This is a genomic window from Bradyrhizobium sp. S3.12.5 (genome assembly GCF_040548225.1).
Classification (GTDB): Bacteria; Pseudomonadota; Alphaproteobacteria; order Rhizobiales; family Xanthobacteraceae; genus Bradyrhizobium; species Bradyrhizobium cytisi.
In genome coordinates, this window is sequence record NZ_JBEPRF010000006.1 from 211226 (window position 1) to 223566 (window position 12341).

The 12341-nt window shown below is 62.5% G+C and carries 21 protein-coding genes and 1 tRNA gene; 16 read left to right on the forward strand and 6 right to left on the reverse strand.

Annotation, left to right across the window (positions count from 1 at the left end):
- The first annotated feature begins 112 nt into the window (after nt 1-112).
- The 3 genes from ABIC09_RS10730 to ABIC09_RS10740 all read left to right on the forward strand — a co-directional run bounded on the left by ABIC09_RS10730 (nt 113) and on the right by ABIC09_RS10740 (nt 1313).
- A complete protein-coding gene (locus ABIC09_RS10730; protein ID WP_354109236.1) occupies nt 113-793 on the forward strand; it encodes a transposase in 681 nt (226 codons plus the stop codon).
- A 142-nt stretch (nt 794-935) separates the two neighbouring features.
- Nucleotides 936-1142: a hypothetical protein gene (locus ABIC09_RS10735; RefSeq protein ID WP_354036879.1), complete on the forward strand. Its 207-nt coding sequence runs from the start codon at nt 936-938 to the stop codon at nt 1140-1142.
- Between the two features lie 6 nt (nt 1143-1148).
- Nucleotides 1149-1313 (forward strand): hypothetical protein, encoded by a 165-nt coding sequence (locus ABIC09_RS10740; protein ID WP_354109237.1) that lies wholly within the window; start codon nt 1149-1151, stop codon nt 1311-1313.
- A 200-nt stretch (nt 1314-1513) separates the two neighbouring features.
- Here ABIC09_RS10740 and ABIC09_RS10745 read toward each other — a convergent pair whose 3' ends face one another.
- Together ABIC09_RS10745 and ABIC09_RS10750 are read right to left on the reverse strand one after the other, a co-directional pair.
- Nucleotides 1514-1822, reverse strand: coding sequence for a hypothetical protein (locus ABIC09_RS10745; RefSeq protein WP_354036877.1), 309 nt, complete (start codon nt 1820-1822; stop codon nt 1514-1516).
- A 188-nt stretch (nt 1823-2010) separates the two neighbouring features.
- Nucleotides 2011-2196, reverse strand: coding sequence for a hypothetical protein (locus ABIC09_RS10750; RefSeq protein WP_148753900.1), 186 nt, complete (start codon nt 2194-2196; stop codon nt 2011-2013).
- A gap of 437 nt (nt 2197-2633) precedes the next feature.
- Here ABIC09_RS10750 and ABIC09_RS10755 point away from each other — a divergent pair, with 437 nt between their 5' ends.
- The 4 genes from ABIC09_RS10755 to ABIC09_RS10770 all read left to right on the forward strand — a co-directional run bounded on the left by ABIC09_RS10755 (nt 2634) and on the right by ABIC09_RS10770 (nt 4664).
- Entirely contained in the window at nt 2634-2930 is a 297-nt protein-coding gene (locus tag ABIC09_RS10755; protein ID WP_027531020.1) for an HU family DNA-binding protein, read from the forward strand.
- Between the two features lie 537 nt (nt 2931-3467).
- Nucleotides 3468-3602, forward strand: a complete 135-nt coding sequence (locus ABIC09_RS10760) for a hypothetical protein (RefSeq protein ID WP_354082803.1) — start codon at nt 3468-3470, stop codon at nt 3600-3602.
- Nucleotides 3603-3976: 374 nt separating this feature from the next.
- Complete coding sequence (locus ABIC09_RS10765; RefSeq protein ID WP_354109322.1) at nt 3977-4327, forward strand: GrlR family regulatory protein; 351 nt, start codon at nt 3977-3979, stop codon at nt 4325-4327.
- 139 nt (nt 4328-4466) lie between these two features.
- Entirely contained in the window at nt 4467-4664 is a 198-nt protein-coding gene (locus ABIC09_RS10770) for a hypothetical protein (protein ID WP_354109238.1), read from the forward strand.
- Here ABIC09_RS10770 and ABIC09_RS10775 read toward each other — a convergent pair.
- Nucleotides 4661-4786 (reverse strand): hypothetical protein, encoded by a 126-nt coding sequence (locus ABIC09_RS10775; RefSeq protein ID WP_283812769.1) that lies wholly within the window; start codon nt 4784-4786, stop codon nt 4661-4663. The two genes, ABIC09_RS10770 and ABIC09_RS10775, sit on opposite strands and share 4 nt — an antisense overlap.
- Nucleotides 4787-5176: 390 nt before the next feature.
- On the opposite strand from ABIC09_RS10775, the gene ABIC09_RS10780 reads away from it, so the two are divergent.
- Nucleotides 5177-5464, forward strand: coding sequence for a hypothetical protein (locus ABIC09_RS10780; RefSeq protein ID WP_354109239.1), 288 nt, complete (start codon nt 5177-5179; stop codon nt 5462-5464).
- 88 nt (nt 5465-5552) lie between these two features.
- On the opposite strand, the gene ABIC09_RS10785 is transcribed toward ABIC09_RS10780, so the two are convergent.
- The gene (locus ABIC09_RS10785; protein ID WP_164933808.1) at nt 5553-5717 is read right to left on the reverse strand and encodes a hypothetical protein; all 165 of its coding nucleotides are present in this window, start codon (nt 5715-5717) and stop codon (nt 5553-5555) included.
- 271 nt (nt 5718-5988) lie between these two features.
- Here ABIC09_RS10785 and ABIC09_RS10790 point away from each other — a divergent pair, with 271 nt between their 5' ends.
- The 4 genes from ABIC09_RS10790 (at nt 5989) to ABIC09_RS10805 (ending at nt 8417) form a co-directional block, all read left to right on the forward strand.
- Complete coding sequence (locus ABIC09_RS10790) at nt 5989-6750, forward strand: SIR2 family NAD-dependent protein deacylase (RefSeq protein WP_354109240.1); 762 nt, start codon at nt 5989-5991, stop codon at nt 6748-6750.
- Between the two features lie 208 nt (nt 6751-6958).
- Nucleotides 6959-7591: a cold-shock protein gene (locus tag ABIC09_RS10795; RefSeq protein ID WP_187435163.1), complete on the forward strand. Its 633-nt coding sequence runs from the start codon at nt 6959-6961 to the stop codon at nt 7589-7591.
- Between the two features lie 151 nt (nt 7592-7742).
- On the forward strand, nt 7743-8228 hold the full coding sequence (locus tag ABIC09_RS10800; RefSeq protein ID WP_354109241.1) for a DUF192 domain-containing protein: 486 nt from the start codon (nt 7743-7745) through the stop codon (nt 8226-8228).
- Between the two features lie 112 nt (nt 8229-8340).
- Nucleotides 8341-8417 (forward strand) — tRNA-Pro (locus ABIC09_RS10805).
- Between the two features lie 214 nt (nt 8418-8631).
- Here the strand turns inward: ABIC09_RS10805 and ABIC09_RS10810 are convergent.
- On the reverse strand, nt 8632-8853 hold the full coding sequence (locus tag ABIC09_RS10810) for an RNA-binding protein (RefSeq protein ID WP_354082811.1): 222 nt from the start codon (nt 8851-8853) through the stop codon (nt 8632-8634).
- Between the two features lie 418 nt (nt 8854-9271).
- Between ABIC09_RS10810 and ABIC09_RS10815 the strand changes: the two genes are divergently transcribed.
- Nucleotides 9272-9616 (forward strand): hypothetical protein, encoded by a 345-nt coding sequence (locus ABIC09_RS10815; protein ID WP_148753905.1) that lies wholly within the window; start codon nt 9272-9274, stop codon nt 9614-9616.
- 148 nt (nt 9617-9764) lie between these two features.
- The gene (locus ABIC09_RS10820; protein ID WP_148753906.1) at nt 9765-9959 is read left to right on the forward strand and encodes a hypothetical protein; all 195 of its coding nucleotides are present in this window, start codon (nt 9765-9767) and stop codon (nt 9957-9959) included.
- A gap of 49 nt (nt 9960-10008) precedes the next feature.
- Here the strand turns inward: ABIC09_RS10820 and ABIC09_RS10825 are convergent, their stop codons facing one another.
- Complete coding sequence (locus ABIC09_RS10825; protein WP_354082813.1) at nt 10009-11187, reverse strand: OpgC domain-containing protein; 1179 nt, start codon at nt 11185-11187, stop codon at nt 10009-10011.
- A 253-nt stretch (nt 11188-11440) separates the two neighbouring features.
- Between ABIC09_RS10825 and ABIC09_RS10830 the strand changes: the two genes are divergently transcribed.
- Both ABIC09_RS10830 and ABIC09_RS10835 read left to right on the forward strand, forming a co-directional pair.
- Entirely contained in the window at nt 11441-11746 is a 306-nt protein-coding gene (locus tag ABIC09_RS10830) for an ETC complex I subunit (RefSeq protein ID WP_057754809.1), read from the forward strand.
- 97 nt (nt 11747-11843) lie between these two features.
- Entirely contained in the window at nt 11844-12338 is a 495-nt protein-coding gene (locus ABIC09_RS10835) for an Lrp/AsnC family transcriptional regulator (protein ID WP_354082814.1), read from the forward strand.
- The last annotated feature ends 3 nt before the right edge of the window (nt 12339-12341 follow it).

Below are 12341 nucleotides of genomic sequence, written 5' to 3' on the forward strand. Positions count from 1 at the left end.
CGATTGCCAAGGTCTCGGAGCAGCGAGTTGCTTGACACGCAGCGGCAAATTACGAAATTACGGTGACAGTGCACTAAATTGACATCGCGCGGCTCTGGGGTCATGATGGGGTATGGCCCGTCTTGCCCGTGTCGTCATTCCAGGTCATCCTCACCATGTCACCCAGCGCGGCAATGGCCGGGCGCGTACGTTCTTTGGCGATGACGACTATGCGCTCTATCGCGACCTGCTCGCGGAGAACTGCCGGGCGGCGGGGGTCGAGGTGTGGGCGTGGTGCCTGATGCCGAATCACGTGCATCTCGTTCTGGTCCCGTCCGACATGGACGGGCTGCGCCGGGCGCTTGCACGCGTGCACCGGTCCTATGCGGGCGTGATCCAGGCGCGGCGCAAGCGCACGGGGCACTTCTGGCAGGGGCGCTTCGGCGCGGTGGCCATGGACGAAGAGCATCTCGCGGCGGCGTTGCGCTACGTGTCGCTCAACCCGGTGCGCGCCCGCCTGGTGCAGCGGGCGCAGGATTGGCGCTGGTCGAGCACGCGTGCGCATCTGCGCGGCAAGGACGACGGAGTGACTGCGCTTGCACCGATCAGGGAGCGTTTCCCGCGTTTCGCCGACCTGCTCCACGGCACGCCGGAGACGGACCTGTTCGACCGGCTGCGCGCTGCGGAAAGCATCGGCCGGCCGCTCGGAAATGATCGTTTCCTCGCCCGCCTCGAGCGGCTGACCGGGCGGCCTCTAAAAGCAGCCAAGCGCGGACCGAAGCCGCAGGACGAGCAGGGCGGCGACGACGAGTGAATTGAGTGCACTGTCACCGAAATTCGTGGCCACGCATGCGTTATCGTCGGCACTGTCCTGCCGGCGAGGGGCGGGATGGCCCGCCTCGATGAACCAGCGTGGCGTGTGACGCGACGAATGCCTGGAAACGAGGTCTTTCGCCGTGAGCTGGTTCAAACGATATGTGGTCGGCTGCCTGATCGCGGTGCTGTTGTTTGCCGCCGTCGATAGCTTCAAACACCCGGACGAGGAGATGCGCTACGGCGCCATCCTGCTGGCGTCGGCCGGCTGGCCTGTCGTCGCCGCAATTGTGGTGGGCAGCACCATCGGCGACGTGGTGCATGACGTCCGCCAAGGCAAGGCAGGATGAGCGGCCATGCTTGACGCCTTGCTCAGCCTGGTGTTCGACATCGTCCTCAGTGCGGTCGGGACCGCCATCGTCAAATTGTTCAGTCTGGAAAACGCCGCCGAAATCGCGACTGCGATCATCGGTCTTGGCTTCATCGCGATCGGCCTGACGGTCGCGTTGTGGGGACACTGAAGCGAGACGTTCCGGCAGCGCCAATCCGAAATGCGAAAAACTGCCCCCGACATCGCCGGGAGCGGTTTTCGAAAAGCGGCTTTAGTGGCCGGTGCCGGCTTCGTCGTTTTCGGCGGCTTGCCGTCTTCGAGGCGGCCCTCGTTCCGGAGGTCACAACCAGCGCGTACGGCTGCGTCGATGTCGCTGGCAGAAGCCTGCGCTTAAGCTGCAATCCGCTGCACGTCCGGCGCCGCCGTCGTCAGCAGCTTCAGCACTTCGGCATGCTCGAGGTCGGGAACCGCGATCGCCGTGTGGCTGTAGGCCGCGTGCGTGCGTGATGTCGTGATCTTGTCCAGGATCTCTTTGCCCTTGATGACGTGGAGGCCCATGCCGTCTCCGGACGGGAAGATCGCCAGCACCACGTCATAGGCGCCGATGACCGCCCTGAGCGCTTCGGCCTTGTCTTCGGCGACATCGACAAACACACGAACATCGGCCGCGAGTTCACGCAGCTCGTCAAAATCCAGCACTGTGGGGTACTCCAACGCAACGATACTGAATGGAGAGTGGATGCGTTGGGTTACCAGAGTCTGAACAATGTCTGTCGAGTCACAAGTTTCACGGCGAGGTGACGCAATCTCACGTGTTCACCCGGCTACCTCACTCGGCTAGCTCACTTGCCGTAGCCCTATTTGGCGTAGCCTTATTTGGCATAGCCTTATTTGGCATAGCCCTGGGAACGGAGCCAGGCGATCTTGCGGTCGCCGTTGATCCAGTCGTCGGCATCTGCCTTGCTGGTGAAGCCGGTAATCTGGCGCTGCTCGTGGTCGGGGTAATCAGCCAGGATTTTCCACTCGTTGTCTGCAATCCGGGCGGTTCTGAAGGTCACTTTTATTTTTGCCATGCAGCATTATGCAGGAGATGGTCCGAAAAGAGAACCCTTGATTGCGGTCATCGCGAGGAACGGTCTCGACCGGTCCTCGGTCCGAGCCTGTGAGCATGACGCGGCGAGGCGGGCGCGCTTGATCGCATGCTGCCGCGCATGCCCGTGTGTCTCGGGAGACCTGGTCGCGCGCGAGCGCGGATGCGTTCGCAAGTTGGCAGAACTCTCTAGGGATGCTGTGGAATTCGATTTGTCGTCGGCATAGACAGCACGATCCGGCGGAAACATGACGGAACTCAGGTCGAACTGCTGCTTGCGTTTTCGGCCTCAATGGGTTCTAAGCCCGGCTGCTTCGTGGCCGACAGGCATGAACTGACGCGTAGCCCGCGTAGTTTTACCGCTTCCCGGACCAAGCACCGTCGCCGCTCGCGCGCATCCAATTCAGAGGAAATCCAGACATGGCGAAGATGACCAAGACCCAATTGATCGATGCAATTGCGGAAGGCACGCAGCTTGCGAAGAACGACGTGAAGTCGGTCATCGAATACATGGCGACGGTTGGCTACAAGGAGCTCAACGAGTCCGGTGAGTTCGTCATTCCCGGTTTCGTGAAGATGTCGGTCGTCAACAAGCCTGCGACCGAAGCCCGCATGGGCGTCAATCCCTTCACCAAGGAGCCGATGCAGTTTGCTGCGAAGCCGGCGAGCAAATCGGTCAAGGCCTCGCCGCTGAAGGTGGCCAAGGACTCGGTCTGATCCACGGCGATCGCGCACCGTCTGCGTGAGCCTTGAGCGCGCGGACCGCCGGCGTGATGCCGATAAAAGGGGAAAACCCCGCCTTGGGGGGAGCGGGGTTTTCTGATGGGGGTGAAGCCTGGGGAAAGCTTCCTTTATGAGACGCGCCAGCACTGAAAAAGTTCATCGCGCAAAGAGAGATCGTGCTCGCCCGTCCCCACAAGTCATCGTCCGATCTCCAAGAAGAAAAACCCCGCGCTTGCGCACGGGGCTCTCTCGCTGACGGCGTTGGGATTTCAGCGCCTGGCCGTCAGCCATCTCAAACTCGAGATCGTGCTTCACTTAAGGTTGAAGATCCAAAAAGGAACCGCGCCGCGGTGACGGACTATGTTCGTCCTTCGCGGCGCTGCCATGTGACCGGGCGCTGAAATCCCTGGCGTCCATGGGTCTCCGGCGCGGCGAAAATGTTCAGCGCGACATGCCCGTGAAATTTTGCGTGAGGGCTGGACTTTTTGTTCTCATTTTGTTCTAGTGAGTCACCCGCCTTGGAGGTGACTCATGACCGTCGAGAAACAGCGCGAAGTGATCCGGCTCTGGAACCAGCTCAGGAAGCTCGAGGGCCCGGCCGCGGAAGAGCTCCGCATCCAGATCCTGGAATGCTTCTCGGAGAAGGGCAACAAGCGCGCGGCCTGAGCGTACGCGGCTGAAGACGTGACGGCGCTTCATCGATCGTTAGGAATCGCATCGCGCCGATTTTCGCGACTCCGATTCGTTCTTCGGGAACGAAATGGAGTCGTTTGCAGAACAAGCTGCGCGTGCTCGTCCGTGCCGCAAGAGCCGCCGTCGCGAGCGCCGTCCGCAACGGCGATGTGACCCGCGCATCGGTTGGCGCGACGCAAACCGATTGTTAGGAGTTGCCTGGTTCCGATTTCGTCGATTCCGATTCGTTCTCCGGGAACGAAATGGCGGCGAAGCCCGAACAAAGCCGGTCACCGAAGGACGAGAGGCTGCCGGCTCGACGCTCCCCGCGCGCCGCGCTATCGTCGCAGGCCACGGTGGGCGCTGCCATGAAGAACGGGCTCTACTCCATCCACATCCACATGCTCGACGGCGTGAAGGGCCGCGACAGCGGCGTATTGATCCTGCGCGATGGCGTGCTGCTCGGCGGCGGACCCTACTTCTGGTCGCGCGGCTCCTACACAGTCGGCAACGGCACCTGGAAGGGCGACCTTGCCACCAACCAGCATTCGCCGTTCGCCGATCCGCTTGTCAGGCCGCTGTTCGCCGGCGCCGAGGCGACCAGCGGCTTCTCCGGCACATTCAGCGAGGAGGGGGCCGAAGTGTACGGCACCGTGCTGGTCGCGGGCCATCGCAGCCTCGGCTTTCGCGCATCGCTGAAGTGGCTGGCCGAGGCCTGAGACGCTCGGCTGTCTCCTAACGAAAGCTTGCAGCGATCGCGATAACCCTATTCGGTTAGGTTAAAAGCCCAATCGCGTTGCGCTTGCCGCGCCTTGGGATAGGAGTCCGGCAAAGACAACAAGAAACCGATTTTTGCCAATGACCCCATTTCTAGAACCGTCATTTTATCACGGCGACCGCCAGACCTATCGCCGTGTCGCTGTCGTCGGCACGCTGTTCTGTCTCGCCTTCGTGGTGATCAGCTTTTCGCTACGGCCCGAGGTCGACGACACGCGCGCCGCGGTCAAGGCCGACCGGCTGGTGCGCACGGCAGGACAGCCGCCGCACGCGAACTAGCGCTTGCTGCCATAGACCTCATCGTCGGCGGACTCCTGCCGGCATGCGGCGCCGCGGGTCGCAAGCGCCACGAACCCGGCATAGCCGGACAGGTTGAGCAATACTTCGAGCCAGGCAGGCATGATGCGCCTCTCCTCTTGCGGGAAGACTACCTCAACGTGTGCGCGGCGCGCTTGTTCCCGACTTCCGATTCCGCCGAAGGCGAATCCTTGAGGAACTCGGCAATGGCGCGGGCGAGCTCGTCGTAATGTGCGCGTTGGATTTGGGAACAAGCCTGCGAATACGGGTCAGCAATGCAGATAAAAACCCCGCCAGCACCGCGGAGATGCTGACGGGGTCGTCGTGCTGTCGCCTCGACCCGGATGGCGGAGGCTTCCGCACTTGCAGGTCCAATCCGCGCGTCCCGAAATTGTTCCTCTTCACACGAGACTTTTCTGCGCGGCGCGGTTCCACCGAAGACGAACCATCCCCGATGGTCCGCGTTGTCTCCGCGAGATGCGAAGGAGGAGATCATGAGGAAGACACTCGCAGTCCTTGCCACCGTCGCAGCCGTCGGCGTAACCGCTGTCGCGGCCCCTGCGCCTGCCGAGGCGCGCCACATTGGCCCGGGCCTGGCGTTCGGCTTGGCCGCCGGTGCGATCACCGCAGGCGCCATCGCCGCGTCGCATCCGTATGGCTATGACTATTACGGTCCGGGCTATGGCTACTATGGCGGCCCGGCCTACGTCTACGGCCCCGGCCCGTACGCCTATTATGGTGGACCGTACTACCGACACCACCGTTACTACCGTCACTGGTAACGGCTGCAGAATCGAAAAGCCCGGAGCGATGCTCCGGGCTTTTTCGTAGGCGCAGGGTCTTGTTTCGTGTGCGTCCTTTCGCGACGTCTTACGGCCAGAGCGAGGGCCGTTCCACCTTGCGGGCGTTCTCGAGCGTCGAGACGAAATACTCCTCGCGCTCGCGCTTGAATTTTTCCTGCGTGGCACGGAAAGCGGCGACACGGGCGGCGATCTCTTCGCGTTCGCGGATCTTGCGTTGTTCGTCTTCGGTCATGTCAAATCCCCCACTACACCTGAGTATACGTGCACCTGCCGAACTCAAGCACTGCCGCCGCAATCACGTTGAGTCGCGTCAACACATGCATTGGCGCTTCTGATTGGGGCGTCAATGGGGAGGAGGCATTGCAGGATTGTGATAAGCGAAGGCCGGAAAAAATTGCCGCCCTATCGCCGCCCGCGACTTGCGCGGCGGTGGATAACAGCGTCAACAATCTTGTCGCTTGCAGATGTTGCAGCTGGCGCGACGGCAAATCAGGAGGCGGCGAGTGATTGCATCGGACCTTCAGAGCGGTGTCGAACGGCTCGGCGACATGATCGCGAGTGCTGGGATCATCGTGCCGTTCACCGGCGCCGGCATCTCAACCGAATGCGGCATCCCCGACTTCCGTTCGCCGGGTGGAATTTGGACCCGCAACCGTCCGATCCAGTTCGAAGAGTTCGTGGCCAGCCAGGAGGCGCGCGATGAATCCTGGCGCCGGCGTTTTGCGATGGAGGAGGTGTTCGCCGCAGCGAAACCCGGCCGCGGCCATCGCGCACTCGCCTCGCTGCATCGCGCCGGCAAGATTCCCGCGGTCATCACCCAGAACATCGACAATCTGCACCAGGCCTCGGGCTTCGCCGCCGATCGCGTGATTGAACTTCACGGCAATACCACTTACGCGCGCTGCATCGGATGTGGGCAGGCCTATCAGCTCGATTGGGTGAAGCGCCGCTTCGACCAGGACGGCGCCGCGCCCAACTGCATCGCATGCGACGAGCCGGTCAAAACCGCAACGATCTCATTCGGTCAGGCCATGCCCGAGGATCAAATGCAGCGCGCGACCGAGCTGTCGCAGGCTTGCGATCTCTTTATCGCGATCGGTTCCTCGCTCGTGGTGTGGCCGGCGGCGGGCTTTCCGATGATGGCGAAGAACGCAGGTGCACGTTTGGTGATCATCAATCGCGAGCCGACCGAGCAGGACGACATTGCCGACCTCGTCATCCATCACGACATCGGCGAAGCACTCGGGCCCTTTGTCGGAAATTGAGGCATCAATTTGATTCGCGCCTGTGCAAGCTGTTCATAGGTTCCGGCGAATCTCTTTTTTGTCTATGCCTCGCAACCGGGAGTGTTATCTTTTGATTCGAAAGATTCGCGTCGCGTCGATTGAGAAGATTCTCTGAAGGTTCTCTAGAGACGCGTAATTCGACGCCGCCATTGAGGCGGGTTGCATGGCATGTGTGGGGTCCGGGGTTATGGGGTCGTCGGACGGATTTGAGTCCAAGAAGCTGGGAGCTCCCGCGCCGGGCGAGCACGGCGCCGGTCGCGATAGCGCGCTCAGTCCCTTCACCGGGTTGGGTGAGAGCACCGCCAACCTCGTCGAGGTCCATGGCGTCATCAAATGGTTCGACGCCTCAAAGGGCTACGGCTTCATCGTTCCCGACAATGGATGGCCCGACGTGCTCCTGCACGTGACCGTGCTCAGGCGCGACGGCTTCCAGACCGCGTACGAGGGCGCCCGCATCGTCGTCGAGTGCATCCAGCGCGCCAAGGGCTATCAGGCCTTCCGCGTCGTCTCGATGGACGAGTCGACTGCCATCCATCCCGCGCAGATGCTGCCGCCCCGCACCCACGTCACGGTGACCGCGACCAGCGGGCTCGAGCGGGCCCAAGTCAAATGGTTCAACCGGCTGCGCGGCTTTGGCTTCCTGACCTGCGGCGAAGGCACCCCCGACATCTTCGTGCACATGGAGACGCTGCGCCGCTTCGGCATGACCGAGCTGCGGCCGGGCCAGTATGTGCTGGTCCGCTTTGGGCCGGGCTCCAAGGGCATGATGGCCGCCGAGATCCATCCCGAGACCGGATCGCCGGGTCTTCAGTCGCACTAGCTGGCGGCTTCCCGTTTTCGTATTCGTGAGCAGAAGCGCGCGGCCCCGGGGTCGGGCGCTTCTGGCTTTTGTCATGATCGCCGCGTAAGGATGCCGCAGTCCCGCGCCGTCAGGCCCAGTCCCTCGCCGTCAGCCCAATGAGTCCATTTCCATGAGCTTTGATCGAATGGCCGCCCGGTCCGCTGCCCGGAGCTGGCTTGCCGCCGTCCTCGTCGTTGCCGGCTTTGCCGTCGCAATCGGGTCCGTTCGCGCGGCCAGCTTCCAGCCGCTCGAGATCGTCACCAAGAACGGCGTGCAGGTGTTCTCGGTGGAGATGGCGACCACGGACGAGGAGAAGCAGACCGGGCTGATGTACCGCAAGGAATTGGCCGACGGCAAAGGCATGCTGTTCGACTTCAACCCCGAGCAGGAAATCTCGATGTGGATGAAGAACACCTATGTCTCGCTCGACATGATCTTCATTCGTGCCGACGGTCGCATCCTGCGCATTGCCGAGAATACCGAGCCGCTCTCGACCAGGATCATTTCGTCGAGAGGTCCCGCCCGGGCCGTCCTCGAGGTGGTGGCGGGAACAGCGCAGAAATACGGCATCCGTCCCGGCGATCGCGTCGGCCACCCCTTGTTCGGCAGCAAATAGATCCGCAAATTGAGCAAAGGGGCGCGGTTTCGGCGGTTTGGGACGCTTGCTGGCGCTTCGGAAGCTTGCTGGCGCTTGGGGAAGCGTGTATCGACGGGGCTCGCCGGACATTCGGGGTATAGCGCAGCCTGGTAGCGCGGCAGTTTTGGGTACTGCAGGTCGTTGGTTCGAATCCAGCTGCCCCGACCAGTCCCGACGTTGAATTTCCTACACTTTTCCCAAGTGATTCTGACGTGACTCTGACACGCGGTTCGTGCCTCGCTCCGTCATCGCCGGCCTGCGGCGCGGCCGTTCCCGCTGACCAGTCCCGTCAACAGCGTCACCGTCCACCAACTCAGGAATACGATTCACACCGCGACTGTGGGCGTGGCGTCTGGCGTGATCCCGTCGGACTCGTTCGGACCTAGAACAGCAGCCAGTCCGCCAGGCGCCAGGCCAGCCAGCCCAGTGCGCAGATCCAGCCCACCATCGCGATCGTCGCGATTCCGAGCCCGCACAGTGCTAACGGCGACGTCGGGGGCTCTTCTGCCTCGGACAGTTTCTCGGTCGTATCAACCTGGCTCACGGCATCCCCTTGGCCAACGGCCTGCTGTTCATTGGTCTCTGTTCGCTCGCGAAAATTCACCGGCCGCGCTCCAACTCACACGGACGTGAGGCGGGATAACTGTCCATTCATGGCGGGCGGGATCCGATTGCGGGCTGATCGCGGGCCATCCGGACAGAGGGAAGAACCTGCAACTCGTGGCACGCCGATTGGTTGCTGCATGGGAAGCGGAGATAGGGCAGCGTCGCCGCTTTTTTCACGCCTGCTGCGCCTGCTTCGCGGCGGGGCCAAAAAGCGCGGTCGAGCGCGACGCAGAACGCATGGCGCTTGTTGTTCGAAGGCCGCTGTCTCTGCGCGATTTTTGCTGGAACTAATACAGCCTAGCCGGCGCAGAATTACCTGGGCTTTATCGAACCTTTGGCCGTCGCCACGGACATATCAGAGTTGGGGATTTCAGCGCCCAATGCCTAACGGACGCCGCCGAGCGATGATATTCCGCTTGCGCGGCGTTGCGCTTTTGAGGGCTCAGCCCGAAGCGTACCAGCCCACCGGAAACGGGATCAGCGGCCAGACCCGACAATTGTCGTTGGCAGCCCTCGCCGACTTCTCGTGGGGCGGCCTGGCGATCGGTGTCGGGGGCGATAAAACCATCGTCAGATGCAAATGTGCAAACTGCAAATTCATGATCATCGACCTGCGCAGTCAGTCGTTTGAAAAAATGGAGCTTGAAAATCAACCGGACGCGCGCTTCGGAAACGGCGCACGCATTCTCAAATCGCGCATGCATCTTAGGAAAGATAGGCAGGCGTTTCAACCGGCAAGGCGGCGGTCTGCCGGCAAGTAAGGTTGATCGGTTAGGTTAAGCACGGGCCGTCGTTGCGGCCGTTTTGACGGCTGCTATCAAGCTGGTCCCGGCACGCGACGACGCCGCATCAACGGCTCACACGAGATCACATTCGTCGCGGCGTTTCGTTTCGCGCGAGTTGTCCGCCATGACTTTCGATCTCACCTCCAAAACACCCCGCCAACGGTCGAGCTGGACCGAGATCTGGCACCTCTGGACCGTGATCGTGCCGCGCCGCTCGATCAACGGGCAGCTCGTCTACGGCAAGGTCTGGCGCCGTCACGACGGCCGCGACTGGATCTACAAGAAGTTCACCGAGTACGACGGCGAGGCGGCGGCCTGAGGCTTCCGCCGCCACGGGTCTCAGGCGGCCTTTTCAAGCAGGCTTGTTTTCAAGCAGCTTTGGACGCCGGAGCGGCCGCGGGTTTCGCCGGCGGCGGCTTCAGCGGCTTGTCCTGCCGCTTCGACCAGGAGATGTAATAGGCGACCGTCGTCATGATCGCGATGCCCGCGATGGAGACGAAGAGCTGCGCAAACAGCGAGCCCGAGCTCATCGACAGCTCGAAATGGCCGACGAAGGACAGGAACACGCCGACGCAGAATACGGCGAGCGATTGCTGGCCGCAGACGATCACCGGATCGAAGACCTTCCACTCCAGGCCCGGCCAGTCCTTCGGCACGAAGCGGATCACCAGGATCACGATCACGACGAAGTGGATGAAGCGGTAAGGCGCGAGGTTGGTCTTGTCGTTCGGATTGAACGCCGAGAACAGCCATTCCGGGAGCATGCCGCCGAGGGTGGGGAAGCGGCCGGCCATGGTCATGACCAGCGCGAACAGGAGATAGCCGAGGCAGAGCCACAGCGTGATCGGCGAGTTGATCAGCGTCATCGAGCGCCGCGCACCGCCCATCGCGCACCAGGCGCCGAACACGAACAGCACCTGCCAGCAATAGGGGTTGAAGTACCACTGGCCGGCCGGGTAGGCGTTCAGGTTCAGGCCGAAATGGCGCGCGGACAGCCACAGGATGATGGACAGCGCCATCGTCAGATCGGGCTTGCGCAGCATGAACCACAGCACCGGCGGAAACAGGCCCATCAGCACGATGTAGAGCGGCAGCACGTCGAGATTGAGCGGCTTGAAGCGCAGGAACAGGCCCTGGCGCAGCGTCTCGGTGGCATTGTCGACGAGGCCTGCGACGTTGAACTCGTTGATCATCTCGGAATCGCCGAAGCGCAGCGCCAGATAGCTGATCGAGGCGATGTAGATCACGAACAGGATGATGTGGGCGACATAGAGCTGCCAGACCCGCTTGGTGAGGCGGGTGGCGCCGACGATGAAGCCGCGCTCCAGCATCATGCGGGCATAGACGAACGAGGCCGTATAGCCGGAGATGAAGACGAACAGGTCGGCCGCGTCGGAGAAGCCGTAATTACGCGTCGTGATCCAGTTCACGACGTTGTCGGGGATGTGGTCGAGGAAGATCGCCCAGTTGGCGACACCGCGAAACAGGTCGAGCCTGAGGTCACGGCCCTTCTCGGGGAGCGTGGCGTTGATGTTCAGGAAGGCCATGCGACGGGAGCTCTCGAAGGGGACGGTTTCGCTGAGGTCGGCGAGGCGGGACCGCCGGGCATGATTCCCGGGCGGACGGCGGGTACGCAATTGTCACAGTGCAGCATAATGACTATACCCCGGTGAGGGACCCGGGGGCCCGGAATCACCGATCAGTTCCCGAAAGGTGTCTCTATACTATGCCCGCGGTTTCCACCAATCGCTACCGTGACGCATCAAAATCGAACGAAAAGACCGAGAGGCCGGACCGCCAATGACCGCACGCATTTTCAAGCCCGCCAAGAACGCGATGCAATCCGGCCGGTCCAAGACCAAGGAATGGCAGCTCGATTACGAGCCGGAGCAGCCCCGCGCGGTCGAGCCGCTGATGGGCTGGACCTCGTCCGGTGACATGAAGCAGCAGATCACGCTGCGCTTCCACACCAAGGACGAGGCGGTCGCCTATTGCGAGCGCAAGGGCATCGCCTACCAGGTGATCGAGCCGAAGGAATCGCTGCACCGCCAGGTCGCGTATGCCGACAACTTCTCCTTCCGCCGCGGTGAGCCCTGGACGCACTGAGGGGCGTCGCTTCGGCCGTCCTCTGCGGGGAGCCCTTGGCACCCATTCCGCCGCGTGCTTCGCTGGTCCACGTGACGGGACCATGACGAGGTGGGGGATGGCGGGGCGTGACCAGCTCGACGGCGTCGATCTGAAGATCTTATCCGAGCTGCAGCAGGACGGGCGGGTTCGCAACAACGAGCTGGCGCTGCGCGTCGGCGTGTCCGCGCCGAACTGCCTGCGGCGGCTCAAATCGCTGTTCAGCCGCGGCGTGATCCGTGCGGTGCGCGCCGTCATCGACGAGCGATTGCTCGGCTATGAGGTGGTGTCGTTCGTCTCGATCCAGCTCGGCAGCCAGGCTCAGCCGGTGCTGGAGGCGTTCGAGGGATCGATCGCCGTGATCCCGCGCATCCAGCAGTGCTGGCGGATTTCCGGCGACACCGACTATCTCCTGAGATGCGTCGCGCCGAGCGTCGAGAGCATGCGCCAGCAGCTCCTGCATTTCGCAGCGATGCCCAACGTGAAGAATGTGCGCAGCTTTCCGGTGCTGGGCGTCGCGAAGGACGTGCCGCTGCCGGTGCAGGAGATCGCGGCTGCGGCGCCGGCAGGATAGCGG